A 25,459-nucleotide genomic window follows, 5' to 3' on the forward strand; every position below is an offset into this window, starting at 1 on the left:
ACGTATCGAATTTCGATGATTTTATTAAAAACTAACTAGCCGGGAGGGAGATGTTATGAAACAACTCATTCCCGGCCTTCTCTTTGCCGCTCTCTGGGCGTCGGCTTCCGTGGCGACAAAATTTGGGGTGCAGTCGGTGCATCCGCTTATTCTGGCGACCGTTCGGTTTTTTATTGCCGGGAGTGGTATGCTGCTGTTTGCCTATGGTGTTCAACGGGCGAAAAATGCCTGGCCAACGCGTACCGAGTTTGGTCAGTTAGCCATTTTTGCCCTGCTCAACACAACCATTTATCTCGGCGCGTTTGTGCTGGCGCTCAAGCAGGTATCGGCGGGTATCGGGAGTTTGTCGACAGCGACGAATCCATTATTCATTGCGCTGTTATCGGCGCTCTGGCTACGGAAAATGCCAAGCCTGAACCAGATTAGTGGTTTATTGCTGGGGTTGCTGGGCGTAGGTGTGGCAACCTATCCACTCCTGCAAAACAGTTATGCGACCGTGGAGGGACTGCTTATTCTGCTGGGCGGTATGATTTCGGTTTCGGCGGCCACCGTTTATTACGCCCGCATCACGTGGCGACTGCCCAATCTTGTTATCAATGGCTGGCAGGTGCTGCTGGGCGGAATCCTGATTTTACCCTTCACGCTCCTGAGTGTTGTCCTGAATCCAGCCGATTTCAGCACTGCGCACTACGACGAGCGATTTTGGCTGTCGGTATTCTGGCTTATCGTGCCCGTGTCGGTGGCGGCTCTACAACTGTGGTTTTATCTGGTTCGGCAAGACGCGATCCAAGCGTCGCTTTGGTTGTTTCTTTGCCCTATTTTCGGTTTTGCCTACTCGTATTTCCTCATGGGCGAGCCCATTACGTTGTACACCCTTGTGGGCACCGGATTAGTCATTGGCGGGCTGTGGCTCGGCAGGAGGTGAGCTGGTTTACTGCTTCAGCACAATCATTTCTACCCGGCGGTTCAGTTGGCGGGTGGCCTCCGAATTGTTGCTGGCAATGGGGCGTGTGGGGCCATAACCACGGGTTGTGATGCGATTAGCTGCAATGCCATTGCTGACCAGATAAGCCTTTATGACATCCACCCGCTGCTTCGACAACGCCAGATTCTGATCAAAATCCCCCTGATTATCGGTATGTCCCGATAGTTCGATTTCTGCCGTAGGCTGGCTCTGCATGAATTGTAAAAGCTGCTCCAACGCTGGCTGAGCATCGGGCAGGAGTTCGGTTTTACTTTGCACAAACTGAAGCGCCCGCAATTGCGTCGTTTTACCGACGGCCGCCACTACAAGTGGGGGCGTATACACCACCTTCGCGTCGAGCGTTTTGGGGGGTACTACCCGTTGGTTGTCGGAAGTAGGGGCAGGAGTGCTGCCAGCCGTCGATTGTCGGGCTACCGATGCCGTTGTGGTGGTTGGTGAGGAAGGAGCCGTTGTGGCCGATGTCGATGAACTGGCTGTGGCCGTACTGACCGGTTTTGTTGCATTGACCCGATACAGGAGAGTCGGTACTCTTTTTTTATTCAGGTAGTCGACTGTAGGCGATGTGAAGGTGATTTGCTCATCAAGTGGAGCATAGCCATTTGCCTTGGCGGTCATCACATACGATTGCCTTGGATCGAGTTTGATCTGGTATATTCCTTCAGCGTTCGAGGTCTGCTGGGCGCGTACGACACCATCCTCCGTCTTCGCTTGTATGTTGACACCAGAAATGGGTTGTTTCGTTTGTGCATCCCAAAATATTCCTTCTACCAGAGCCTTGCCATCTTTTGGTACAGTCTGTTTTTGAGACTGTCCCCAAACGGTAACTGATGGGATATTGATGAGCGTCAGGCACCCACCAATCACTATGTATTTTGTCCACTTCATGTTTTAAAACAACGTTGAAACGTGGCTCAAAAGTACGTCTAAATACGCAAACTTAACCCTATCGCTTACACATAGTGCTGGCTGATTTTGAGGGTAAAAAGTGTGTCCGAAAATTGACTGTAAATAACTGATAATCAGAAAGATATATATAGCAAAAAGTTGCTATGAAATGAACGCTCAACGCACCTTTTTCGTTAATAAATTATGACACAGATAACCAACGTGACGATGCATTCCCAGGACGCTCAGGCACCCCTTGCACCGACTTCGGCGGGCAATTTGCCGCTCGACGACAACTGGCGGAAATCCATTCCGGCGCAGGTGTTTCTGAACCATTTCTTTGCGATGGACTACCATATCCATCATCAGAACGACCTTTTTGACATCGCGAAGTTTCCTGTCTTTCAACAGTTTTATGGACAGGTAACGGACGAGAGCCGCAAGGCCCTGGAGAAATTATTATTAAATAGCTGGAGCGCTGAATATGCATTACGGATCACCCCGGTTGTCAACGACGAGCAGTACCTGCAAAGCTCTTTACACTGGACATTTCCACAAGCTTATTACAGCGCCTTGTTTAGCGCCCGGGCCTTTTTGGCCGTGCAGGGTATTAATGTTAGCAACGAAGAACTGATTCGCAAGCGGATTGGCAATGCCGTGGTGCGGGGTTATTATCCGGCTTCCATTGGCTATTACGCTCTTGGTCCAATAAATAGCTACCGGATTCAGCGGCTGCCCATGTCGAAACGATTCAGTGTCGCGTCGAAAACAGACTTGTTGTTGCCTTCAAGAGCGGCCTCGGCACAGGCCGAACTAGCGCAGTTTCTGAAAACGACCCGCGATCAACGTGTAAAAGCATTGCGGAATGCCATTCAGACAAATCCGAAAACGGCGCTTCGTAGCCCTAAAACGGGTGAGATTCTGCAAAAATTCAGTGTAGAACAATACAAGCAATTGGCTAAGCAAATTGGCTACACGACGTACTTCGATATGCTGAGCCGTTTACGAATCTCATCCACCAACCGGGAGATTGAGCGCTTTGTGGACTCTGAGATCGATGTTAAGCTGTTTCACCAGAGCCTGGTGAGTATCGTTGCTCACGTCAATTCCGTACATGAAGCCTACATTGCCAAGGCACTTGGCATTCAGGCCTATCGGCAATTGGTAGCCAAGTTACCTTCCTATTTGCAGGAGAGCTTTGTGCGGGAACGTATGAACACAGTCATTGTGCCAATGCTGGAAGGGCCTCAAACCGATCAGGAGCCCTATTTACAGATGGCGGCCTGAGCAGTAGTTAGCCGAGTTAAAAGGACAGCCCGATAAACTAGTTTGTTTATCGGGCTTTTTTATGCCCAGTCCTCATCGCGGTAAAGTTATAATTTGGACGCATTTAATGAATAAGATTATTCTTTAAAGAAGATAAAGGCTGATTCCCAACGAAGCGTCGTTTTAGTAGGTTGAAAATCACTGTGATTGCTGATTTTTGATAGTTTTTATCTATGAGCTCATTGATAAAAGTCATAACGCGTTTGCGTATTGCTGCCGTAATTTGCGCTCAATCAAGATAGTATTTGCTATACAACCTCAATAGATTCCATGAAAAATCATATTATCTCTGTCGGGTCGACCTTCCCTGATTTCAAAAAACTAGCCGTTGTCTCGCTCGATAGAGACAAAGAATTTTACGAAATCTCGTCCGACGATCACAAAAATGCTGGTCAATGGCTGGTAATGTTTTGGTGGCCTAAAGATTTTACTTTCGTTTGCCCAACCGAAATCGCCGAATTCAACAAGAAATTCGAAGATTTTCAGGATCGCGATACGATGGTTATCGGTGCTTCCACCGACAGTGAATTTGTTCACCTGGCCTGGCGCAAGAACCACGACGATCTGCGTGGCCTGAAATTCCCGATGCTGGCAGACACATCCAAATCGTTGGCCGAAGAGCTGGGTATTCTGGAAGCAAACGAGAAAGTTGCTTACCGGGTAACTTACATCGTTGATCCACAGGGTATTGTTCGCTGGGTGTCCGTAAACGATCTGTCGGTTGGACGGAACGTGAATGAAGTTATCCGCGTGCTCGACGCGTTGCAAACCGACGAACTTTGCCCTTGCAACTGGGTGAAAGGGGAAGAAACGTTAACGGCCTAACCAAAGAGCGAATGAGTGAAAGAGTGGTTTTGCAACCGGAGTGTGCACGCCCATTTGTCTATTCACTCTTTCGCTCATTCATTCTTTCACTCTTTACGTATGACAATCACACAAAACGAAACGGTTCTATCGTTGCTGAATCTGGTAGGACTGGATGCAACCGGCGATCATCCCGCACTGGACGCACTGGCCCAGGCTGACAGCCGCTACCTGCGTGACCTCAAAATCAATGTCGGTAACGTCCTGAACAACAGCCAGATGTTGACCAAGAAAGAAGCGCTACTTTTGGCTATGTCAGTAGCGGTCAACGAAAAATATCCGCCCTTGGTTGATTCGCTGACGGTGGCTGCCCGCCAGGAGGGAGTAACCGATGCCGAACTGGCCGAAACAATCGCCTGTACCTCATTGCTCAGCACGAACAATGTATTCTATCGGTTCCGGCACTTCATGGGTAAGGATTATTACCAGCAAACACAGCCCGGTATTCGTATGAGCATCATGATGAATCCGGTGCTGGGTAAAGAGTTTTTCGAACTGATGAGTCTGGCCGTCTCGGCGGTCAATGGCTGCGAACTTTGCGTTCGGTCGCACGAAGAGAGCGTACTGAAACATGGTTCCAGTGAGCCACGAATTTTCGATGCTATCCGCTTAGCGTCCGTTATTAAAGGACTCATCACGTTGCTTTAGTCGTTAAAGCCGGAGAGGTTAACGAAAGCCCATGGGTTCTTCCGCTCGAAGAGGTCCGTGGGCTTTTTTATGCCTTTTACTTAATAAAGGACCGTTTACACATAGTTCAGTAAAAGCTGTTGTCATTTCGTATAATCTTGCGGCTAAACACCTCTTTCACTGGAATGAAAAAACGAATCGGAACAATTGTTCTCAGCGTACTGGCTGCGCTCATTTTACTGGTTGCTATGGGTTTAGCCTACGTTAAGTTTGCTTTACCCAATGTCGATCCTGCTCCGGCTTTAACTATTCGTGCTACGGCGGCTCAAATTGATCATGGCCGCTATCTGGCGCATCATGTTGCTTCGTGCATGGACTGTCATTCAACCCGCGATTTCTCAAAACTGGCCGGGCCTATGGTGCCTGGCACAGAAGGCAAAGGAGGAGAAGGGTTTTTGCGGGAGATGGGGTTTCCCGGTAATTATTATGCTGCCAACCTGACTCCTTATTACCTCGGTAAGTGGTCGGATGGCGAAATCTTTCGGGCCATAACAACCGGCGTCAGCCGCGATGGGCATGCCCTGTTTCCGGTCATGCCTTATACGAGCTACGCAAAAATGGATCCGGCTGATATTAAAGACATTATTGCCTATCTGCGAACGCTAAAGCCGATTCCTAATGCCATACCAGCCGCCGAATCGGACTTCCCGATGAATTTTATCATCAATACCATTCCTGCCCAAATCCAGGCTGGCACGCGCCCTGACACCACCGACCACGTTGCCTATGGAAAATACATCACTACGTTTGCGGCCTGTGCCGAATGCCATACGCCTGTGGATGGGCAGGGACAACCATTGCCCGGTATGGACTTTGCGGGTGGACGCGCATTTCCGATGCCGGCAGGAACGTTGCGTTCCATGAATATCACGCCCGACAAATCGGGTATTGGTACTTGGACAAAAGAAGCCTTTATCGCTCGTTTTAAAGCCTATGCCGATCAGACTAAAGTGCATCCAGCGGTGCAGGAGGGTGAGTTCAATTCACTTATGCCCTGGACAATGCTGGGCGGAATGACCGAACAGGATTTGGGTGCCGTGTACGACTACCTGCGTACGTTGAAACCCGTCGAAAACAAAGTGGAGCGGTTTACGCCGAAGGCCAGATTCGTAGCAAATCGATAAATACGATCAAACAAATATTCTTATTCTATCGTTAAAGAGTAGATTACAAATGTACAGCGCAGTATTGTAAGTAAGGATTTACTGTGTTGCTATAGAGTATGTACCGCAATGTATGTAGGCATGTTGCGATAATTTGTACCTTACATTCTTCAGTGCTGTATCTGCCGTAATGTAAAGCCCGCCTTCTTTACGAAGAAGCGGGCTTTTGTTTGTCTAATGCGTTCGTAAACGAATCGTCTGATCTACACCGTTTTGACTAAGTCGACCAGCGTTTCGATCCAGATTGGGCTGTCGTTCAGGCTCTCCACCAATTGCCAGTGCTGCCCACCTGCCTGCTCAAATAATTCCTTGTATTCAACGCCTACCTCAATCGTTGTTTCCAGGCAATCGGCAACGAAAGCGGGCGAGAAAGCCAGAACGCTCTTAATGCCTTTGCCTGGCAATTCCTTAATAATGTCGTCGGTGTAAGGCTTAATCCAGGGATCGCTGCCCAAACGAGACTGAAAACAGGTTGTGTATTTACCTTCAGGAATATTGAGTGCCTTGACCAATAGGCGTGTTGTCTCAAAACATTGTGCCCGATAACAATGCTGATTTAAAGGCTGAAGCGAACCGCAGCACTCACCAAACTGACAGACGCTTTTTGTGACGTCACCTTTTCGAATTTGTCGTTCGGGTAGTCCGTGGTAGCTGAACAGAAAATGGTCGTAGTCATAGGCGGCCATGTATTTACGGCCAATCTGAGCGAATCCTTCAATAAATTTCGGATGCTCCAGGAATCGATTAATAAACCGGATGCTAGGAATTACCTGCCAGTTTTTCACAATATCCATTACCTTCTCGTAGACCGAACCCGTAGACGCTGAAGCATACTGCGGAAAAAACGGCACCACGATAATGTCGGTCAGTCCCAGTTTCTGGAACTCTTCCAAACCGGCGTTAATACTGGGGCTCTGGTAGCGCATGGCCAACCTGACCAGGTATTCATCGCCTAGCGCGAGTTGCAATTCGCGTTCAACGACCTGTCCGTAATATTTAAGGGGCGAACCGGTTTCTGTCCAGAGCTGCTTGTAGATCTTAGCCGATTTGGGCGCGCGAAAAGGAGCAATGATACCGTTTACGAGCACTGAACGGGGAACGGCGGGTATGTCGATCACCCGGGCATCCATCAAAAACTCGCGTAAGTATTTTCGTACATCTGGTACGGATGGGCTATCGGGTGTGCCCAGATTGACAATCAAAACGCCCGTTTTACCATACGATTTTCGAGCGGTAACGGGTGGTTGAAAAACAGAAACGTCCATGGTAAGGGAAACAGTAATGATAACCAGTAAGTTGCAGGCCGTTTTCGTCGCCCGTCTGCATTCAGCCCGGTTGGGTAGCTATCCTGCCACAAAAATACGACAAGGATAGACTTGTTTCGTTCTATCTGATCTAGATTTGCATCAATTTTATTGATAAGCAAGCGGCAAGAAAGAAGGGTTTCTTTCACCACCTTGTCAATTTCAACTTCCGTATGACTCTTTCTCAACTTGATTATATCGTGGCTGTTGACACCTATCGGCATTTTGCAACGGCTGCCGATGCTTGCCATGTTACCCAGCCTACACTGAGTATGCAGATTCAAAAGCTGGAAGATGAGCTAGGGATTCTGGTATTTGACCGCTCGAAACAACCCGTTGTTCCCACCGAAACCGGACAGGCCATTTTAGCGCAGGCCAGAGATGTACTCCGGGCGGCCCGGCGTATTCCTGAAATTGTGAGTGAGTCCAAAGAAGACTTTCGGGGTGATTTCAGAATTGGTATTATTCCTACACTAGCCCCCTATCTGTTACCTTATTTCATTGGTGAATTTGTGGGTAAGTACCCCTCTGTATCGGTGCATGTTCAGGAACTGGTGACCGAACAAGTGGTTGAAAAATTGCGCAATGGGCTCATTGACGTGGGCCTGGTCGTAACGCCACTGGAGGAAAATGGCATTACCGAAATGCCGTTGTTTCAGGAACCTTTCGTAGCCTATGCGGCCGACGCAAATCCGATGTTAAGTAAAGCAACCGTTTCGTCTGCCGATCTGCTGTCGGATGGGTTGTGGTTGTTGACGGAAGGCCATTGTTTTCGAACGCAGGTAATGAATCTATGCGGTGCCGACCGGCATGCAAACGGGAAAACAACCCTGCGGTACGAAACAGGCTCGCTGGAAACACTGATCAAGCTGATCGACAAACAGGACGGTTTTACGCTGCTTCCGTATCTGGCCACTCTGGACATGGAGGCTGCACGGCGGGCGAGGCTTCGACCGTTCGACGCGCCAGCACCCGTGCGGGAGGTGAGTTTAGTGATGCACCGAAGTTTTTTAAAACGGCAGCTTATCAACGCTTTCCGGCAGGAAATCCTGGCCCATCTACCCGCCGAACTAATGAATACAACCCGGCGCGGAACCGTGATGAAAGTGCGCTAATCACGGTCTGGGACTCGCCCAAACCAAGGGTAGAGACTAAGCTGTAAAAGCCTGGTTCATGATCCGGAAAACTGACTTTAGGGTACATTCTATGTCAATCGATAACTTTAAACGCTGGTATGAGTAGAAATTACCATATATTGTAGTTACTTGATGGCCAATAATCTGTACTTATGCGTATGATTCCATCTCTATACGACGCTAGCCGCTGTACACGACTTTGCCAATGGCTGTTTATCGGTGGCTCATGCCTGGCGTTTCTACTCGGATCTGGCCGGGTGCTGGCGCAGCAACTGGACACTCAACCCCTGGCGGTCACCTCGGTTTGCGCAGGGGCTGATATTGAGGTAAAAGGGGTTAAAAGTGCAGGCGGCATTTCGTTTACGGTCGAGTTATCAGATGGAGGAGGGACTTATAGGGAAATACCATCGGCGCTGATTGCGTCGTCAGGGCGCTATGAATTTACCTGTCGGGCAACGATTCCAGCCAGTACACCGGCCGGAAATAATTACCGAATTCGGATCGTATCGAGAAACCCGGATGTGGTTGGAACGCCCAGCATAAGCGTTTTGACGGTGAAAGCCAAACCCGCTCCGCCAACAATTCCAAATCCGCCGAGTGATTGTCAGTTTATACCTTCGCTGTCGAATACAAATACAAATTCATCTTACTCAATCGTAGGCGTAAGCAGTTTAATTCCAGCCAGTACAGTTGATTTTTATGGGGCTGATGGTGCAAAAATTATTTTTACTCTTTCTCAATACGGTGATATAAATGCTTCGTCAAGAACATACACATCTACATACCTGCTAAAGAACGAGCCGGGGAGTAAAACCTATTTTGTAACGCAGAGTATTGAGGAGTGCGCAAGCGAAAAAGTAGCTTTTCAATTCACGACGCTGGCACGAGCGAAAGGTGGCCCTACCGTAATGACCATGGAAAAAACATCTGTTGCTGGTGTGGGTGGAATCGTATCCGCAGGGTTGATAGATGTATGTCAGGGCGGAAATAGCCTAAACTTCAATGATTTGCCCGTTAAGGCTGAGCCTGGATTTTATAGTGGTTTTTGTGAGGTTACACAAAGTAGGGCCATTAACACGGGTGACCAGGTTCGCATATGTGATAAGAATTCGACAAGCATAAAGACAGATAGTATTGGCAAGCGTATTTTTCGTCTATACTCAATCTCCAATAATCCCGATAACTATTGTACTAACCATCCGAATTCTGATACTTATTTAGTTATAAATGTAAAGGCGCGGCCAGCTAAACCCGTAGTCGCAGCCAGTTCTCTTACGCTGTGCCAGTCTCAAACGGCTAGTCCGCTGAGTGCTACCGCAACGGATGCCGGTGGGTCGCTGGTTTGGTACGGCACGGTAGCAACGGGCGGCACCAGTTCAACAATAGCTTCGCAGCCATCAACGGCAACAGTTGGTACGTTCACGTATTATGTAGCGCAAAGATTAAATGACTGCGAGAGCGAACGGGTTGAGATAAAGGTGGTTATCAAGCCGGCACCCGCCCTCCCCGGAACTACTGCGCTTTCGGTTTGCCAGAATGAGCCAGCCAAAACATTATCCGCCACCGGGGAAAATTTACGTTGGTACACCAGCCCGACGGACGGATCGGGTTCCGCCACAGCTCCCACATTGGCCACAGATCAGGCCACCCAGGTTACGTACTATGTCAGCCAAACCCTTGACGGATGTGAAGGACCACGGGCTGCTTTGTCGACAACCGTAAATGCCCTGCCGACCGCGCCGGGTATAACGCCAAAGAATCTGTGCCAGTTTGCAACCCCCGAACGGCTGTCGGCTGTGGGGGAAGGGCTAACCTGGTACACCCCGGATGGCCTCAAACTCGCGTCTGCCCCCCTTATCAATACGGACAATGCAGCCTCGTTTACCGTTCTGGTAACGCAGACCGTGAATGGTTGCGAAGGACCCAAAGCAACGGCAACAGCTACCGTTCAGGCAGCGCCCGCTCCGGTGGTGAGTAAAACCACGGTCGAGGTATGCCAGGGAACACCGTTGCAACCACTTGATGCTGCGGGTGCTAATCTGAAGTGGATTGACCCAAATGGCAACGTAACGTCAACCGCACCAACGCCACCAACGGCGAATGCAACCGTTAAAGCGGAAGGCGATGTGTATTATGTCACACAGACGAGTCCTAATGGTTGTGAAAGCCCCAAAGTAGCCATTCACGTTTTCGTGCAAACGACACCAACCGTATCGATTCTTGGAACGACGACCGCTAATTTAGGCATTGAAGTGCCTCTCAAACTGATGTTTACGGGTGTGGGGCCCTACCGCTTTAGGTTCTCAAATGGATTGTCCGGGGCTAGTGTTAAAGACACTACGTTATTGGTTTTGCCAGATCATACAACCACCTATCAGGTCATGGAGGTAGCGAATAAGTGCGGAACTGTGTTGCCGGGCACCGAGGCAACTGCAACCGTTACCGTACTGATTCCATCCATTGAGACTTTAGCAATTGCCTCCTCAACGCTCTGCGCCGGAACGAGCCTGACCACCAACTTTATAACGACAGGAACGTTAAACCCAGGCAGCATTTTCAGGCTTCAAGTTGCCTCCGTTGAAACCGATACGGCAAAAATTAATTTCGTTGATATACCGAGTAGTTTGGCTGCAGACGGCAAACTGATTGGTACCATTCCGAGCAATACGCCGGGAGGAGCATACTGGATACGGGTGACAGCAACGAATCCAAAAATCCCAATCAAAGGAAGCATTAGCCCCACACGATTAACCATTCAGGCACGACCCACGGCAACCTTAACCGGTAATCAGACTATTTACGAAGGACAGCCCGCTACATTGTCGGTTGCTTTTAGTGGTGATGGCCCCTGGAAATTTTCGTACCATGACAGTACGGCTACTGGCGTAGGCAACCCCAAAACGGTGTCGACGAGTAGCAATCCGTACGTTTTTGAAGCTAGACCGGTCAAAACGACCTCGTATCTGCTGACTAGTGCCAGTAACGGATGTGGGGAAGGCACAATACTACGGCAATTGGCTGTTGTCAACCTGATTCCGTTACTGGGTGTTGATGATCAGTCGCTGGCCAGCAACGTGACGGTCTATCCAGTACCTGCATCAACCACATTGACCGTACAAATCAACGGATTGTCGATCACAGAACCCGCGCTGGTGGAAATAACGGACTTAACAGGACAACTCATTAGCCGCCAGCAAACCCGGCAGGCCGTGTCGTCGCTCACGCTGGATCACTATCCGGTTGGGACGTACGTTCTGCGTATAAAAGTTGGCGACCGAACGGCCTCCAAACGAATTATTAAATTTTGATCGAGCGGGATTTTATCCTTCTTTCGGCTAGTTTATAGCCTGGGCGTAACCATCCGCATAGGTGGGTCGTGTCCTCACGACCCACGGGGAACAGGGGCCAGGGAGAACACGGCCTGCACAACGTATCGTTTGGCACCTTTTTCTATTTATCAATACCTTCCCGTTTGTTCCGTTCCAATTGTCGATACGTTTCACTAAACTCCTGACCAGCATTGATTGCGTCCGTTAAGGCCGGTACACCCTCCCGGCCAACTACGGCCAGCCAGCGGGCCACCTCGTCGGCGGCTGTTTGGTAAGCCAGCATGGTGTGGGTATAATCGCCCCCGAAAAAATCGCGGGTCGTTTCCAGTTCGGTCAGGGTCAATAATGGGCGTTGCGGAAAGGGCAACGTCGTATTTTCTTCAGAAAACGATGGAGCTTGGTCTGTGCTATCGGGTTGTTCCCAAACCGCCGGATTGCTGAATCGATAGTCGACCATCAACGCAAGTCCTTCGTTGAACCACTGCGGAATCTGCCGTTTGACGCGCCACCAGCCTATTCGTGTAAACAGCTCATCGTGGCATAGCTCATGAGCAATTACGTCGGTACTGTTACCTTCCGGCCCCAGAATCAGATAGGAGGTGCCCCAGGGAGTGCCTACACTGCAACCGGCCCCTTCGCCCCCGGCGCAATATCGTTCGTAGTCGCTTTGTACGGGGCAATAAATGAGAATAGCCTGGCCACGCCGATCACCCCAAAACCGCCGAATTCGGTCGAAGGCGGCCTGCGTATGCTGGCGGAATTGCCGTAGCTGTTTTGCCGTAGCCGCACGATGTACATTCAGGCTGTTGGATCCACTGGTGAACGACCGAAAGTCGGCCGATGAACGCACGGTCAAGCACCAGAATACTTGCGGATAAAGCACCAGAAAGCTGATCGGCAGCGCTACCAACAGGAGTAAACCATAACGAACAAATACGTTTCCACGCATGAAAAAAGCAATAAAACAGGCTGGCTGCTGAGTAAGCGATGCCAGCCTGTGTTCTTATATAAACCGGTACAGGAAGGGCGCCTTGTGAGCGCCACCGCTGTATTTTTTGTCAAGTCGTTCAACGATGTCTAGGCTAAGTATTTTACGCTGGAAACTCGACCGGCGTAATTTTTGGCCCAGGATTGTTTCGTAAAGACGTTGCAGATCAGCCATTGTAAAGGTTTCGGCCAGGAGGGGAGCCGCCCATCGGTTAAAACCCACCAGTTTCCGGTCGAGGTCAGCCCGTAAGGTATCCAGGGCTTTCTGAACAATCGCTTCATGGTCCAGCATAAGCGAGGGCAGGGCCGTTAACTCATACCAGTCACACGTATCGGAGAGAGAATCCGGAATGGGTATCGCCTTCGTAAAATCAATGAGCGCATAATAGCCTACCGAAACAAATCGGGCCAGCAGCCAATGGTCATCGGCAGGGGCCAGGCCTTTGGCTTCCATAATGGCCCGTAAAGTAGCTTTGTCATGCCGGGCCAGATCGCCAAAAATATAAAACTGCTCCAAGTAGATATCCGTTAAACTCGTTCGTTCGGCGAGCACCCGACGGGCGGCATCGTTCAGATTTTCGTCGCGCCGAATAAAGCCGCCGGGTAAGGCAAACAGGTTCGTATTTTGGTATTCGAGCAGAAGAATTTTTAGCTGATTCTGATGAAAGCCAAACACAACAAAGTCCAGCGCCAGACCCGGTAAAAATTCATTTCCATTGGGACTTTGCTCTTCTGGCGTTAATTGGTGCGGCATACACGTGACGGTTAGGATGCGCAAGTAACAAAAAATTGGGTGGTCTCAATTTAGTTTTTTATTATTGTCACAAATTGAGACAATAAGCGCTTTGCCGGTTGACGAGTATTTCCGATTAACTGGTTGGTTTGAACATTCTCAGACTTACACTAAACCAAATTACATGAAAACTCTGATCATTTTGTCGTTACTGACGGCACAACTGGCTCATATTACCATGGCTCAGTCAGCTAAGACAGGCTCGGCTCCGCAGGCCAAAACGGCCAATGGCCTTGTCGAAGGCGTTATGGAGCCAAGTGGCATTCGTGCGTTTAAGGGCATTCCTTTTGCTCAGCCGCCCGTAGGTGACCTACGCTGGAAAGAACCCCAGCCCGTTAAAAATTGGCAGGATGTCCGTAAAGCAGATAAGTTTGGCCCTCGGGCCATGCAGCGGGCCATTTTCGGCGATATGGGTTTTCGGTCGAATGGAATGAGCGAGGATTGCCTTTACCTGAACGTGTGGACACCCGCTAAATCGGCTTCGGAAAAGCTCCCCGTGCTGGTGTACTTTTATGGGGGTGGCTTTATGGCTGGCGACGGCTCTGAGGCTCGCTATGATGGCGAGAGCATGGCCAAGAAGGGCATTGTGGCCCTTACGGTCAATTACCGCCTGGGCGTGTTTGGCTTTTTTGCTCATCCTGAGTTAACGAAAGAATCGCCCAATCACTCTTCCGGAAATTACGCCTACTTAGATATGGCCGCTGCCCTGCGTTGGGTTAAACAGAACATTGCCGCCTTTGGTGGAGACCCGAACCGGGTAACCATTGCGGGTGAGTCGGCGGGGTCCATTGCCGTGAGTGCGTTGATGGTATCGCCGTTATCGAAAAATTTGATTAATGGGGCCATTGGTGAAAGCGGTTCGTTGCTGGGTGGCTTACCACCGGTTCCACAGGCCAAAGGAGAAGAATCGGGTACAACCTTTGCGACGGCTGTTGGCGCGAGTTCGCTGGCACAACTGCGGGCCATTCCCGCCGAACAACTGCTCGAAGCAACAGCGAAACCCACGACTCCTCGCTTTACGGCTACCATCGACGGGTATTTCTTTCCAAAAGCTCCGTTGGATATTTTCGCGGCTGGTGAGCAGGCACATGTGCCGCTGCTGGTTGGCTGGAATTCCGAAGAGATGAACTATCGGGCAGTGTTGGGAAAGGAGGAACCAACCCCTGAGAACTACGCCAATGCGGTGAAAAAGCTCTATAATGAAAAGGCTGATGAAGTATTAAAACTCTACCCGGGCTCTACCCAGGAAGAGGTTCTGCAATCGGCTACTGCCCTGGCCAGTGATCGTTTTCTGGCCTACAGTACCTGGAAATGGGCAGATATGCAAATCAAAACGGGCGGTGGCAAACCGGTATATCGCTATTATTACTCCCGCCCACGTCCGGCCATGACCCCCGAAATGGGCAATGCGGCACCGGGTCTGGCCGGTGGCGTTGTTAAATCGACGGACGCAAACGCCGTTAAAATTGCCCCTTCGCGTGGCGCTGTTCACTCGGCTGAAATCGAGTATGCCATGGGCAATCTGGCCAGTAACAAGGTATATGCCTGGGCACCGGAAGATTATAAAGTGTCGGAGTTGATGCAGAACTACTTTGCGAACTTCATTAAAACAGCGAATCCAAATGGCGCTGGTTTGCCTAAATGGTCAGCCGCAAACGCCGGTAATAGTGTGCAGTTCATGCATATAGACGTGAATCCAAAGCTGGAAACGGAAACGAATCGGGCACGGTATCTATTCCTGGACCCTTTTTACGCCAAGCAATAGCAAGTTGGTTTACTTAAACAAAACGGGGACAGTTTATCATAAACTGTCCCCGTTTTGTTTAAGCAGCCTCGATAATCCGTTCGGCTACCTCCCGGCCCGTTTGCATAGCTGCGTTGAGCGACGGATACGTAATCTGGTCGCCACATTGGTACAGGTTATCCGTTATTTGAAGTGACTGCCGGCGGATGTCGTTTCCGGCCTGAGTCGGGTTATAAGCAGGCAGGGCCTGTGGAATGTGATACGTTCGCAGGTGCCGCCATTGCTGGACGCCCTGGCCAAACCAGCTACTCAGTTCGGCTCTGATTTTTCGGGTTAATTCTGCTTCGTCGAACATAACCAAACCCTGCGTACTAACTGATATCAGCGTTTGTCCAGTTGGGGCATAGGAGGGGGCTACATCGCTCAGAATGGCCACATTGTGCACAGCCGAACTCCGGTGGGTGTTCAGCAACAAGAGTTTTTTATGCGCCTGTTCATCCGTAAACTGATCGGAACGAACGGCGAAATAAGTGCAGGTTGTATGGTTAAAGGCCTGTTCAGATGGCATTGGGTAGCCTGTTAGGCGGGCGGCCTGGGCCGCATCGACAGCCAGAACAACGATGCCGCCAGTCAGGGTTTCGCCGGAATCGAGCTGAACGGTATTTCCCGAAACCTGTTTGACGCTTGCCCGCAGCCGAATCTGATCGGTGTTTAGCCGAGAAGCCAATTGATTCGGAATGGCTTCAATACCGTTCGCGGGAATGGCGGCATCCCCCAGAAAGAACATTCGAAAGCAGAACTCAAAGAAATTGCTCGATGTCGTCAGGGCATCTTCCAGAAATACGCCCCCGAAAAACGGCCGGAAGAACCGCTCGATCATCTGATCCGAGAAACCTATCTCGTGCAGGAGCGCCAGCGTGGTGGTTGAGGGTTGTTGGAACAATTCGTATAGGGGAAGTTCCTGTGTTCGGCGCAGGAGCTCCACAACACGCAGCTTATCACCAAACGTACCCACGGGCGACACTAGCGTCTGGAAAACCGCAAGTGGCTCCTGAACCGGATTCAGCAGGTTCATCCACGTAGGCTCGGCTTGCTGGTGAATAAGCGCTCCTGACCGAAACGAGCGCAGGTCGAGGGCTGAATAATTCAGCAACCGGTTGGCCTCGGGGTAGGCAGTTAAGAAAATCTGAAAGCCCCGGTCGAGCCGAAACCCATCAACTACATCTGTACGTACCCGCCCACCAACACCGTCGGCGGCTTCGAGCACAAGCGCACGGATACCGGCTTGTTTAAGGTAAACAGCGCAGGTCAGCCCGGCCATACCAGCCCCAATAATAATGACAGGTGCATCAACTTGTCCGCTCTGCTGACTGAACGAATCTGTAGGCATACTAAAAGGCTTAGGTCTGAGAATAAAGCCCAAATTTAAACGCTACGGACACCAATTAATGAATGATGCTGAACTTAGGTAGTACTTTTTTTATATAAATTGAATTATTTTTAGTTTTATATTTGCTAAATATCTGATAATCAAATATAAATAAATTAAAGTTGTTGCTTTTTTTGAGAAACATTAATTTTGTCGAAACGATTTGCGTTATAGCGGCATGAACGTGTTGGTAGTTGATAATTTCGATTCATTTACGTACATGCTGGTCGATTATCTACAGCAGGCTGGTGCCCATTGCCGGGTCGTCAGAAACGATGAATCCTGGAATTCGCTGATCGACGAATCCATTGACGCCGTTGTGTTATCGCCTGGGCCGGGTACACCGAAGCAGGCAGGCCGTTTACTGGAGGTGATCGCGCACTATTATCAACGGGTACCGCTATTAGGTGTTTGCCTAGGTCATCAGGCGCTCGGCGAATTTTTTGGGGCAACACTCACTCAGGCTAACCGACCTATGCACGGTAAGGTATCGATGATTCGAACGCAAACGGATGATGTGTTATGGCGGGGGCTACCGACCGAATTTGTTGTCACCCGTTATCATTCACTCGTGTTGACGGACCTGCCTAAGCAACTGGTTGGTACGGCCTTCACCGAGCAGCATGAGGTAATGGCCATGCGCCACCAAACATTGCCTTTGTGGGGAGTGCAATTTCATCCGGAAGCCGTCCTGACGGAACATGGATTAGCGATCATCGAAAACTGGATTGATTTTATATTGTTTACTATTAAAAAGAAGAACTCCACCACAACCTTAACCACGCAATACGCATGAACTATCAGATTCGGGAAGAAGCCGGTTTCCGCTATGTAGATGAAGGCCAGGGCGAAGTGTTGCTGCTGTTGCATGGCCTGTTCGGGGCCTTGAGCAACTGGGACAGCGTGATCAAAACGTTTTCGGATCGCTACCGGGTGGTGATTCCGTTGTTGCCCATTTACGAAATGCCCATCCGGCAGGCAAGCCTGGAGGGGCTGGTGGCGTATATCGAAAAGTTTGTTGCCCAGAAATCACTGGACGATATGACCTTGCTGGGAAATTCGCTGGGCGGTCATCTGGCCATTCTGTATACATTTAAAAACCCGGAACAGGTTCGGCGTATGGTATTAACGGGCAGTTCGGGCTTATTTGAGAATGGTATGGGCGGTTCGTTTCCAAAGCGCGGCAGCTATGACTATATTGCTGAGCGAGTGGCCTATACGTTTTATGACCCGGCAGTAGCGTCGAAAGAACTGATCGACGAAGTCTTTGAAATCACCAGTAGTATTCCCAAATGCATGAGCATTGTTGCCATTGCCAAATCAGCACAGCGTAACAATGTGGCTAAGGATCTGTATCAGATTCAGATTCCAACGCTACTCGTTTGGGGGCTCAATGATACCATCACGCCAGCCGAAGTGGGCCACGAGTTTAATCGGCTGATTGCGGGGTCAGAATTGCATTTTATTGATAAGTGCTGCCATGCACCCATGATGGAATGCCCGAACCAGTTTAACGAATTATTGGATAATTGGCTGGCCAAGAATCCCGTAACCGAGTTAGTTGCGTAAGTTTAGGAAGTGCACCTGGAACATTAAATTTTGTTCCCACACTAAAATTGAAAACTATGCGAGATTTTCCGTAGTTTTCGGCGAACAGGTACTGTTTATCATACGACTCTCTATTTACTATGCTGGCTGCCGAACTAATAGATCCCATGCTTCCGGCCCTGAAGCCAACCGACCTGGTTGGACAGGCTTTAGCGTGGATGGAAGAGCACCGCGTCGGTCAACTTATACTGACTGACCAGGGCGACTATCGGGGTATTGTAAGCGAAGAATTGCTTATGGACGTTGCGGATGATGAGCGTCCTCTGCGAGACGTGATGTGCCTGTTTGAGCAGATTTTTGTCAATGAAGAGCAACACATGCTTGAAGTGCTGGGGCTGGCTATTCAACATCAGATGCAGGTCATTGCCGTTATTGGCGAGGGGCGCGAGTTTAGCGGTACCATTTCCGTGAATGAACTGCTTAAGAAATTTGCCCAGGATTTGGGTGTTCAGGAGGTAGGCGCCATTCTGATCCTGAATATGAATGAGCGAGACTACTCAATGGCGGAGGTTAGTCGGCTGATTGAATCCAACAATGTTAAAATTATAAGCAGTTATTTTTCCAGTGCTGCCTTCGGTATGCCTGATCGTTCCCGGCTGACACTCAAGCTGAACCGCCGTGACATCACCCCCGTCATCTCGACCCTCGAACGGTTTGGCTACCGAATAGAAGCGGCTTTTGCCAATGCACCGGTCGAAAGTATTGATCAGGAGCGGCTCGATTTATTACTGCGTTACCTCAATACCTAGTGTTGACGTTTTCGGGTCAAGTTTCATCAGGATGGATCGCCGTTAACTTTACACCGCAGATCGTAAACTTTTATTTATGAAAATCGCCATTCACGGGCGCAACTTTCCCGAATCGGCACGGCCTTACATTCAATCAATGTTTGAGGAGCTGGCCAGGCGGCAAACGGAAGTAATCATTTCGCTGGGATACCGTGAGTATCTGGACAATGCAGCCGTAGCGCATTATAGTGAGGCAACGTATACCGTTGAAGAAGGTGTTGCTGACGCCGACTTTATTTTTAGCCTTGGGGGCGACGGTACATTACTCGACGCCGTTACGCATGTCGGCTCCCGCCAAATTCCCATTATTGGTATCAACATTGGTCGTCTGGGGTTTCTGGCTACCGTAGCACCGGCATCGGTACGGCTCATGATTGACGCTATCTTCAACGGACAATATACTATTGATGAGCGTACGTTAGTAAGTGTGCGATCAACTCAGGACATTTTTGGAAATTTACCGTTCGGGCTTAATGATTTTACCATTACCCGAACCCAAACTTCCTCTATGATCACAGTCCATTCGTACCTCGACGGCGAATTTCTGAATTCGTACTGGGCAGATGGTTTGATCATTTCAACACCTTCAGGATCAACAGGTTATTCGCTTAGTTGTGGCGGCCCAGTACTGTTGCCCCAAACAGAAAGCTTTATCATTACCCCCATCAGTCCGCACAATCTCAACGTCCGGCCAATGATCGTTATGGACACGTGCCAACTGGCCTTTGAGGTGGAAAGCCGGAGTGGTAACTTTTTAGCCGCCTTAGATTCCCGTTCGTACACGGTCGATACGTCGGTCAGGATCAGCGTGCAAAAAGAAGCGTTCAAGGCGCGCCTGGTTAAGCTTAGCGACGATAATTTCCTGAATACGCTTCGAAGTAAACTCAACTGGGGCTGGGACATCCGTAATTAAAGGCTGGCTTAATTACGCTCATTCGCTTTGAATAATCCTGTTTCTTTCGCTTGTTTTTTGGGCCTGGCATAATTTTTATAGCTCATTGCCAATAAAAGCAAGTCCGTTGCCGTTTCGGAAATGGCTGGCTTTATGGGGCAGTGGTGGTTGATTCACGTTTTTAATGAATATGAATAAGTATAAACAGGTAGTAATAGGCGCTGCGACAATCTGTTTGCTGGCAGGTTTAGTTACAGAAAGCTCGGCGCAACGCCGACAGAATGCGCGTTTCGCTCCGTATTCGTCAATTACGTTCGGTGCAGGTACATCCACTTATTTTGGTGATTTGGCCGGTTATCGCAAGCCAATTAAGTCATTATTTACCCTGCCCCGCTGGAATGTCGGCCTGGGCTATACTCGTCAGTTTACGCCCCATTTTGCCGCTCGTGCTATGTTTACCTGGGCGCGCATCACAGGCGATGATTATACGTTTGCCAAGAGCAATATAGAAGAATACCTACCTCAGTATGCCCGAAATGCACACTTCCGGAACGACCTGAAAGAGTTTGCCGTAACAGGAATTTACAATTTTATTGAGGACGGCCGAAACTCGGAGTCGCGGGCGAAAATTACTCCTTATATTTTTGGTGGGTTAGCGCTGGTCGCACACAGCCCTGAAGCCAGAACGCCGGTAGCAACAGGAACTGGTACGGATGTGTATGCAGGTCAGGAATGGGTAAAACTTCAGCCTCTGCATACGGAAGGACAAGGTCAGCCAGGATTCGATAAGCCCTATTCGCTGGTAACTTTAGCTATACCAGTTGGTTTCGGCGTACGCTATAAGTTAAATGAGAGCTTTAATATAGGGGCAGAAATCGGTTTCCGGTATACCTTCACCGATTACCTGGATGATGTAGGGAACGGTCCTTACGCCGATCCCGCCACCCAGCAAGGTGTAGCTACGGTCATGTCGAACCGGCGCTTTGAGCAATTTGCGGCTCGCTATAAGAACGCACCGGATCGGTATACGCCACTACAAAACCTATTCAATAATGGTAGCCCCGAATTGCAGGCAGCTATTTCTGATGCCCTAACTACCCCTGTTCGCTCAACAGACGGGAAATTAAATGATGGCTATTTATTGACTAATTTCTCGATCCATTACATTATTCCAGGCAAGATAAAATGCCCTCCGGTCAAGTAACGGAGGCTGTTATCTGGGCTGTTTAGCTTCAGAAACTATACGTTATGGCAATCGTAGGCATTAACGAGCTTTGTGCGTCTGGTTGAGGTCTGTTATCTACTTTATGTATCAAAATGAAATCAGGAAGGCCCGGCTTATTGTAGCCGGGCTTTTTATCAGCCTGAGTGTACAGGCGCAAAAAATTGAAATCGGGGGTGGCCTGGGCGGTATGCTCTATAAAGGGGATGTATCACCTTCGCTTAATCCCAGATTCTACAGACCCGCAGGAAGCCTTTTCTTTCGGTATAATGCCACCCGTTCCTTCTCCATTCGGGGGACGGGTTCTCTCGGTGGCCTTCGGGGTGAGGATCAGGTTAGTAGCGACCCTCTTCAGAAAGCGCGTAACTACTCATTCCGCACGAACATTACAGCCGCAGAAATTGATTTTGAGTACAATTTTCTGAACTACATAGCGTCGCCCAGAGTAAAAAACTGGACACCTTATGTATTCGGGGGCATTGGTATATGCAGATTTAATAATGCGGTAGTGCGAGTCGGTGGGGTTGTCACGTATCCGCTGGGAGTAGGCATCAAGTATGAAATCAAGCGACCCTGGAGTGTCGGCGTAGAATTTGGCACTCGATTTACAACCAATGATTACCTGGATGGTTTAGGCGAAAATACCTTCGGCAAGGCTATGACAAAAGTGACCCAGAGTAATCCAGCCCTTAAAGATAGCTATACGTATACCGCCGTTACACTGAGTTACACATTTTATAAAATCGTTTGTCCTTAGTGTAAGATAATCCCTGTAGGGAAACTTTTTTGTAGAAATACGAAGTATATTTACTAAAATAAGTTTATATAATTATATAAAACACCCAAATATTCAAAGTACACTCTTAAGGGACATATTGTATTACTTCCTCTTCTTTATTGGATAACTTATTATGATATCAACTTTCCCTAATCGACAGCGTAGCAACCGAAGCAAATCATTTCCTTTATTGGTTGTTGAGGATAATAAGGACCATCAATTACTGATCGGTTACAGTTTACGGGCAAAAATTCCGCAAGCTCAACCGGTTTTTGCATCGAGTGTAAAAGAAGCTCTTATTCATCTGAAAATAACATTTGACAAACAGGAAGACTTCCCTCAATTGGTGTTGCTGGACCTATATTTGCCCGATCCGACCTTGGGATGGCAATTACTGAAAGACATACGAACACACTATCCCCGATTACCCGTCATAATACTCAGTAGCCATCAGGATACAGATATCGTTGAAACAGCTTATGAGTTAGGGGCTCATTCGTTTATTAATAAACCGATGGATCTTGACGAGTGGGAGTGTTATTTCCGGGTTTTGAATGAATATTGGTTAGGTACGGTTACATTGCCCTCTGTCAGTTAATCGCTGATCTTCCTCACTACTTTTCGTCGGTAAATGCTAGGGCACTCGTTTCGCTTGTGCTTCCAGAATCAGTTGTAAATTGGCGTTCCCGGCCGTAATGTGGGTATAGGAACCTTGTCCTGACTGGGCCAGCTTTATAAGGTTTTTTCCATTTACCTCGCTTTTGCCGAAGGTGAAAATGGTTAAGAAAACATCGTCTTTACTTGATTTACGCACCAGGTCATACACATCGTCACTAACCGAAAATTCACCATCGGTTGCCAGAATAATCCGGTTATTTCCTGCCCGTATGTAATGTTTGTTCGCCATCTTGTAAGCGAGTTGAAGGCCTTTGTCTGCGTCGGTGTCCCCGTCTGACTGGAGTTGGTCAATCACATGGGTAATTTCGTTGACGTTGGCTCCAGACGTGGGTTTTAGAACGACACGCGCTTTGCCCGAGTAAACCACAATACAAAGCTGGTCTTCAGGCCTGAGCACGCTAAGAAGTGATTTTATGGATCGCTTTAACAAAGGCATTTTATAAGGAGAAGCCATCGAAGCCGATACATCAAGTAACAAAACCATGTTGTTGGGGGCAAAGCCCGCAAGGGAAAGCGAACCGTCTGACTGGCTTTTTTGACCAATATATACTGTATCCGTCCTTACCTGATTGACATAAACCGTGTCGTGTTTTATAACCGTCCTGTCCTGTTGTCTGGGTTCTGTAGGTTGGGTCAGTCGTGCAGTGTCAATAGGCTTACGCTCACTATCTGGTTTAGGACCGGGCTGTATTGTGTCCTCCGGTATGGTCTGTTGCCCGACTGCTGGTGTTGACCGCCGAAACGCGAAGACATTGGGCTCAGTTACGGCTTTAAGGACACCTACTTTAGCCAGCTCGCTGAATTTATTGTATTGGTAAACCAGCTCGTTGTTAAAGAAATAGTAAATCATTTCATACGGATGGGTTGCGAAGACAGCTGCAGGCTTTTTGATTTTTGGCGCCATCTCGGCCATTCGAAGCGAGTTTGTACCAATAGCCTCATACGGTGAGTAAGGGCACAGGCCGTTACTTGGACCATAGCGTTGCAGACCCTTCAGGTTCTGGAATTCGCTGGAAATCAAACTCCTGGCCTCGGCACGAAGTGAATCGGTAGCGGGTCGTTCGGTAGCTTCACCGCGTAGATAGGCTCGTATGCCAAATACGATTTTTTTGTTGGCATCGATGATCTTGAGTAAGGCTCTGCCAGCCGTAATCCAGGAAGTAAGCGGTTTAGTGGCCGGATAACTTTCATGAATGCGTCGAACATCCTGGTAGAGTTGCTCCTTCTTTTTGTCGAATTCGTCGAATAAAAAAGCATACCGATCCAAAATCGCATCAGATCGCCGAAACTGGTCCTGCTCGTATTGACCTCTGGCTGCATAGTCGACCAACTCAATGCTCAGATTGTCCATTTCGGTCAGCATGGCCAGCAGTACATCGGCTTGTTTATTGATCGAGTTGCGATAGGTCGATGGAATGTGTACACTATTCAGAAGAAGAAGCTGATGTTCAGAAACGGGTACTTTGTATTCGTTATGGGCGTAGGTTAAGCTATTTCGGCGTTTGTTGCCAGCTGATTCCCGGTAGCGATCGGCTGACGACTGGTAGTTACGGACCAACACCTGAAGATGGTTCATTTGCCGCAGCGACTCGTTGATAAATTCCACATAGGCGTTTAGTGCCTGAAAAGTAGCTGTTTGGGCCGGGGCCGCAGCTGGTTTTATAACGAAGGCAAGCGGTTTGCCGTCACTAAAAGGTTGGGCCTGCTGTATGGTCTGGATGGCTGGTTGAGGAGGGTCAATTTTAAAGATAGGAGAGAGTTTTGGGTACTCCAGCAGTTGTCTGGTTGGGGTACTGTACTTGACAAAACTTTGTTGCCAGTTTACTAAATCATTATTGTACTGATTAATAAGCGAACGATACACCTTGTTGCCGTGCTCGGCGGTTTGCTGTGCGGCAAATGTATAGTCATCCACAGCGCGCTTTTTTACCTCCTGTATGGCCCTCAAACCCGTTCTGAATGAATTAAGCATGTCCGATGCGGGATAGCCGATCGTCGACGTTGCTTTCCCAAAGGAAGTCAGGAGGGTCTGATCAGACAGGATGCTTTGCTGAACAAGTTTTTTGGGCCAGTCAGCGCGGCTTTTTTCATTCAGGTAGAAAGATAGCGTATCAAGTAGTTTACGCTGGCTTGTCAGCGCCTGTTCCATTTCTTTTTCAGCATACAGATAGGCATCCGTGTCCCGGTAGGGCTGGTAACGGCGATACACCCGTTGAATTTGGGCATACATCGCGTCTTTCGCCTGGCTGAACTGGCTGGTAAGCGTTTGTAGCTCAACCATCAAGGCATTTGCTTTCTCAAACTTGTCGCGTTCGTAATCCTTCAGCCGATCGTACGTTTCCAGCTTTTTTGTTGTCTCATCAATTTTGGTCAACAGCTTCCAGAGCGATTCTGTACTTGTATTTAAGCGCTGTTTTTCGGCTTCGGTTAGGGCTACAGAAGTCAGGGCTTTTTTGTAATAGTACGATTCCAGTATCCTGGATGATGGCATCTGTGGCGGTGCGCCCAATTTCGATTTGTAGCCTTCTATACTCGAATAATAGAGCTGGATTTGTTGGGAGCGATAGCTTACCTCGTCGGTTGACTGATTCAAAAAGGCGATGTACTGATTGAGTGCCTGCTGAGGGGTTTCCTGATAGGAACCATTGGTTAAAAAAACGCTGGCAAAAACCAGGAATAGACAAAAGAAGGCCTGCATATCGACTTGACAAAGAAAGAGCGCGAAATGGACGGAAGCAGGGCATCGTGTAATCAGCTATGCAAACCGAAACCTGCCCGTTCCTAATTCAGATAGAAAGTTTACGGATTTGGGAAAGCGAAGTTCAAGCCTATCTTATTGAGAAGCTACAAGAAGTGTGTAA

General features: G+C 48.9%; 21 protein-coding genes. 15 read left to right on the plus strand and 6 right to left on the minus strand.

The genetic code is table 11. The annotated features are described in order from the left end of the window. Positions 1-55 precede the first annotated feature (55 nt). Complete coding sequence (locus SD10_RS06445; protein ID WP_046376201.1) at positions 56-925, plus strand: DMT family transporter; 870 nt, start codon at positions 56-58, stop codon at positions 923-925. A 6-nt stretch (positions 926-931) separates the two neighbouring features. On the opposite strand, the gene SD10_RS06450 is transcribed toward SD10_RS06445, so the two are convergent. Then, on the minus strand, positions 932-1,870 hold the full coding sequence (locus SD10_RS06450; RefSeq protein ID WP_046376202.1) for an OmpA family protein: 939 nt from the start codon (positions 1,868-1,870) through the stop codon (positions 932-934). A 204-nt stretch (positions 1,871-2,074) separates the two neighbouring features. On the opposite strand from SD10_RS06450, the gene SD10_RS06455 reads away from it, so the two are divergent. The 4 genes from SD10_RS06455 to SD10_RS06470 all read left to right on the plus strand — a co-directional run bounded on the left by SD10_RS06455 (position 2,075) and on the right by SD10_RS06470 (position 5,871). Beyond that, on the plus strand, positions 2,075-3,157 hold the full coding sequence (locus tag SD10_RS06455; RefSeq protein WP_179945489.1) for a hypothetical protein: 1,083 nt from the start codon (positions 2,075-2,077) through the stop codon (positions 3,155-3,157). Positions 3,158-3,466: 309 nt separating this feature from the next. After that, complete coding sequence (locus SD10_RS06460; protein ID WP_046376204.1) at positions 3,467-4,021, plus strand: peroxiredoxin; 555 nt, start codon at positions 3,467-3,469, stop codon at positions 4,019-4,021. 99 nt (positions 4,022-4,120) lie between these two features. Further along, positions 4,121-4,708, plus strand: a complete 588-nt coding sequence (locus SD10_RS06465; RefSeq protein ID WP_046376205.1) for a carboxymuconolactone decarboxylase family protein — start codon at positions 4,121-4,123, stop codon at positions 4,706-4,708. A 164-nt stretch (positions 4,709-4,872) separates the two neighbouring features. Further along, positions 4,873-5,871, plus strand: coding sequence for a c-type cytochrome (locus tag SD10_RS06470; RefSeq protein WP_046376206.1), 999 nt, complete (start codon positions 4,873-4,875; stop codon positions 5,869-5,871). Positions 5,872-6,113: 242 nt separating this feature from the next. Here the strand turns inward: SD10_RS06470 and hemH are convergent, their stop codons facing one another. Beyond that, entirely contained in the window at positions 6,114-7,175 is a 1,062-nt protein-coding gene (gene hemH, locus SD10_RS06475; RefSeq protein ID WP_046376207.1) for a ferrochelatase, read from the minus strand. A gap of 212 nt (positions 7,176-7,387) precedes the next feature. Between hemH and SD10_RS06480 the strand changes: the two genes are divergently transcribed. Together SD10_RS06480 and SD10_RS06485 are read left to right on the plus strand one after the other, a co-directional pair. Beyond that, entirely contained in the window at positions 7,388-8,329 is a 942-nt protein-coding gene (locus SD10_RS06480) for a hydrogen peroxide-inducible genes activator (RefSeq protein ID WP_046376208.1), read from the plus strand. 179 nt (positions 8,330-8,508) lie between these two features. Continuing rightward, complete coding sequence (locus SD10_RS06485) at positions 8,509-11,658, plus strand: Ig-like domain-containing protein (protein WP_158500545.1); 3,150 nt, start codon at positions 8,509-8,511, stop codon at positions 11,656-11,658. Positions 11,659-11,800: 142 nt separating this feature from the next. On the opposite strand, the gene SD10_RS06490 is transcribed toward SD10_RS06485, so the two are convergent. Both SD10_RS06490 and SD10_RS06495 read right to left on the minus strand, forming a co-directional pair. Continuing rightward, on the minus strand, positions 11,801-12,628 hold the full coding sequence (locus SD10_RS06490) for a hypothetical protein (RefSeq protein ID WP_046376209.1): 828 nt from the start codon (positions 12,626-12,628) through the stop codon (positions 11,801-11,803). A 54-nt stretch (positions 12,629-12,682) separates the two neighbouring features. Next, positions 12,683-13,420, minus strand: coding sequence for an NUDIX hydrolase (locus tag SD10_RS06495; protein ID WP_046376210.1), 738 nt, complete (start codon positions 13,418-13,420; stop codon positions 12,683-12,685). 163 nt (positions 13,421-13,583) lie between these two features. Between SD10_RS06495 and SD10_RS06500 the strand changes: the two genes are divergently transcribed. Continuing rightward, a complete protein-coding gene (locus SD10_RS06500; RefSeq protein WP_046376211.1) occupies positions 13,584-15,224 on the plus strand; it encodes a carboxylesterase/lipase family protein in 1,641 nt (546 codons plus the stop codon). A gap of 58 nt (positions 15,225-15,282) precedes the next feature. Here the strand turns inward: SD10_RS06500 and SD10_RS06505 are convergent, their stop codons facing one another. After that, positions 15,283-16,593 carry an NAD(P)/FAD-dependent oxidoreductase gene (locus tag SD10_RS06505; RefSeq protein ID WP_046376212.1) on the minus strand — a complete coding sequence of 437 codons (1,311 nt, stop codon included), beginning with the start codon at positions 16,591-16,593 and terminating at the stop codon, positions 15,283-15,285. A gap of 217 nt (positions 16,594-16,810) precedes the next feature. Here SD10_RS06505 and SD10_RS06510 point away from each other — a divergent pair, with 217 nt between their 5' ends. The 7 genes from SD10_RS06510 to SD10_RS06540 all read left to right on the plus strand — a co-directional run bounded on the left by SD10_RS06510 (position 16,811) and on the right by SD10_RS06540 (position 22,518). Then, complete coding sequence (locus SD10_RS06510; protein ID WP_046376213.1) at positions 16,811-17,428, plus strand: anthranilate synthase component II; 618 nt, start codon at positions 16,811-16,813, stop codon at positions 17,426-17,428. Beyond that, complete coding sequence (locus SD10_RS06515; RefSeq protein WP_046376214.1) at positions 17,425-18,201, plus strand: alpha/beta fold hydrolase; 777 nt, start codon at positions 17,425-17,427, stop codon at positions 18,199-18,201. Before SD10_RS06510 ends, SD10_RS06515 begins: the two co-directional genes overlap by 4 nt. 119 nt (positions 18,202-18,320) lie before the next feature. Next, a complete protein-coding gene (locus tag SD10_RS06520; protein ID WP_046376215.1) occupies positions 18,321-18,989 on the plus strand; it encodes a CBS domain-containing protein in 669 nt (222 codons plus the stop codon). Positions 18,990-19,065: 76 nt separating this feature from the next. Beyond that, positions 19,066-19,941, plus strand: a complete 876-nt coding sequence (locus tag SD10_RS06525; protein ID WP_046376216.1) for an NAD kinase — start codon at positions 19,066-19,068, stop codon at positions 19,939-19,941. A 169-nt stretch (positions 19,942-20,110) separates the two neighbouring features. After that, positions 20,111-21,124 (plus strand): DUF6089 family protein, encoded by a 1,014-nt coding sequence (locus SD10_RS06530; protein ID WP_046376217.1) that lies wholly within the window; start codon positions 20,111-20,113, stop codon positions 21,122-21,124. 103 nt (positions 21,125-21,227) lie between these two features. Next, positions 21,228-21,899, plus strand: a complete 672-nt coding sequence (gene porG, locus SD10_RS06535; protein WP_046376218.1) for a type IX secretion system protein PorG — start codon at positions 21,228-21,230, stop codon at positions 21,897-21,899. 154 nt (positions 21,900-22,053) lie between these two features. After that, positions 22,054-22,518, plus strand: coding sequence for a response regulator (locus tag SD10_RS06540; RefSeq protein ID WP_046376219.1), 465 nt, complete (start codon positions 22,054-22,056; stop codon positions 22,516-22,518). Between the two features lie 36 nt (positions 22,519-22,554). Here SD10_RS06540 and SD10_RS06545 read toward each other — a convergent pair whose 3' ends face one another. Continuing rightward, positions 22,555-25,296 (minus strand): VWA domain-containing protein, encoded by a 2,742-nt coding sequence (locus SD10_RS06545; RefSeq protein WP_046376220.1) that lies wholly within the window; start codon positions 25,294-25,296, stop codon positions 22,555-22,557. Between the last annotated feature and the right edge of the window lie 163 nt (positions 25,297-25,459).

This window comes from Spirosoma radiotolerans (assembly GCF_000974425.1).
GTDB classification, from domain to species: domain Bacteria; phylum Bacteroidota; class Bacteroidia; order Cytophagales; family Spirosomataceae; genus Spirosoma; species Spirosoma radiotolerans.

Excerpts from the sequence above, each read along its gene's own strand:
- SD10_RS06510 (WP_046376213.1), top strand. The coding sequence starts at position 16,811 with ATGAACGTGTTGGTAGTTGATAATTTCGATTCATTTACGTACATGCTG.
- SD10_RS06495 (WP_046376210.1), bottom strand. The coding sequence starts at position 13,420 with ATGCCGCACCAATTAACGCCAGAAGAGCAAAGTCCCAATGGAAATGAA.
- SD10_RS06465 (WP_046376205.1), top strand. The coding sequence starts at position 4,121 with ATGACAATCACACAAAACGAAACGGTTCTATCGTTGCTGAATCTGGTA.
- SD10_RS06450 (WP_046376202.1), bottom strand. The coding sequence starts at position 1,870 with ATGAAGTGGACAAAATACATAGTGATTGGTGGGTGCCTGACGCTCATC.
- SD10_RS06540 (WP_046376219.1), top strand. The coding sequence starts at position 22,054 with ATGATATCAACTTTCCCTAATCGACAGCGTAGCAACCGAAGCAAATCA.
- SD10_RS06445 (WP_046376201.1), top strand. The coding sequence starts at position 56 with ATGAAACAACTCATTCCCGGCCTTCTCTTTGCCGCTCTCTGGGCGTCG.
- SD10_RS06505 (WP_046376212.1), bottom strand. The coding sequence starts at position 16,593 with ATGCCTACAGATTCGTTCAGTCAGCAGAGCGGACAAGTTGATGCACCT.
- SD10_RS06455 (WP_179945489.1), top strand. The coding sequence starts at position 2,075 with ATGACACAGATAACCAACGTGACGATGCATTCCCAGGACGCTCAGGCA.
- hemH (WP_046376207.1), bottom strand. The coding sequence starts at position 7,175 with ATGGACGTTTCTGTTTTTCAACCACCCGTTACCGCTCGAAAATCGTAT.
- SD10_RS06485 (WP_158500545.1), top strand. The coding sequence starts at position 8,509 with ATGATTCCATCTCTATACGACGCTAGCCGCTGTACACGACTTTGCCAA.
- SD10_RS06500 (WP_046376211.1), top strand. The coding sequence starts at position 13,584 with ATGAAAACTCTGATCATTTTGTCGTTACTGACGGCACAACTGGCTCAT.
- SD10_RS06545 (WP_046376220.1), bottom strand. The coding sequence starts at position 25,296 with ATGCAGGCCTTCTTTTGTCTATTCCTGGTTTTTGCCAGCGTTTTTTTA.
- SD10_RS06530 (WP_046376217.1), top strand. The coding sequence starts at position 20,111 with ATGAATAAGTATAAACAGGTAGTAATAGGCGCTGCGACAATCTGTTTG.
- porG (WP_046376218.1), top strand. The coding sequence starts at position 21,228 with ATGTATCAAAATGAAATCAGGAAGGCCCGGCTTATTGTAGCCGGGCTT.
- SD10_RS06470 (WP_046376206.1), top strand. The coding sequence starts at position 4,873 with ATGAAAAAACGAATCGGAACAATTGTTCTCAGCGTACTGGCTGCGCTC.
- SD10_RS06520 (WP_046376215.1), top strand. The coding sequence starts at position 18,321 with ATGCTGGCTGCCGAACTAATAGATCCCATGCTTCCGGCCCTGAAGCCA.
- SD10_RS06490 (WP_046376209.1), bottom strand. The coding sequence starts at position 12,628 with ATGCGTGGAAACGTATTTGTTCGTTATGGTTTACTCCTGTTGGTAGCG.
- SD10_RS06525 (WP_046376216.1), top strand. The coding sequence starts at position 19,066 with ATGAAAATCGCCATTCACGGGCGCAACTTTCCCGAATCGGCACGGCCT.
- SD10_RS06515 (WP_046376214.1), top strand. The coding sequence starts at position 17,425 with ATGAACTATCAGATTCGGGAAGAAGCCGGTTTCCGCTATGTAGATGAA.
- SD10_RS06480 (WP_046376208.1), top strand. The coding sequence starts at position 7,388 with ATGACTCTTTCTCAACTTGATTATATCGTGGCTGTTGACACCTATCGG.
- SD10_RS06460 (WP_046376204.1), top strand. The coding sequence starts at position 3,467 with ATGAAAAATCATATTATCTCTGTCGGGTCGACCTTCCCTGATTTCAAA.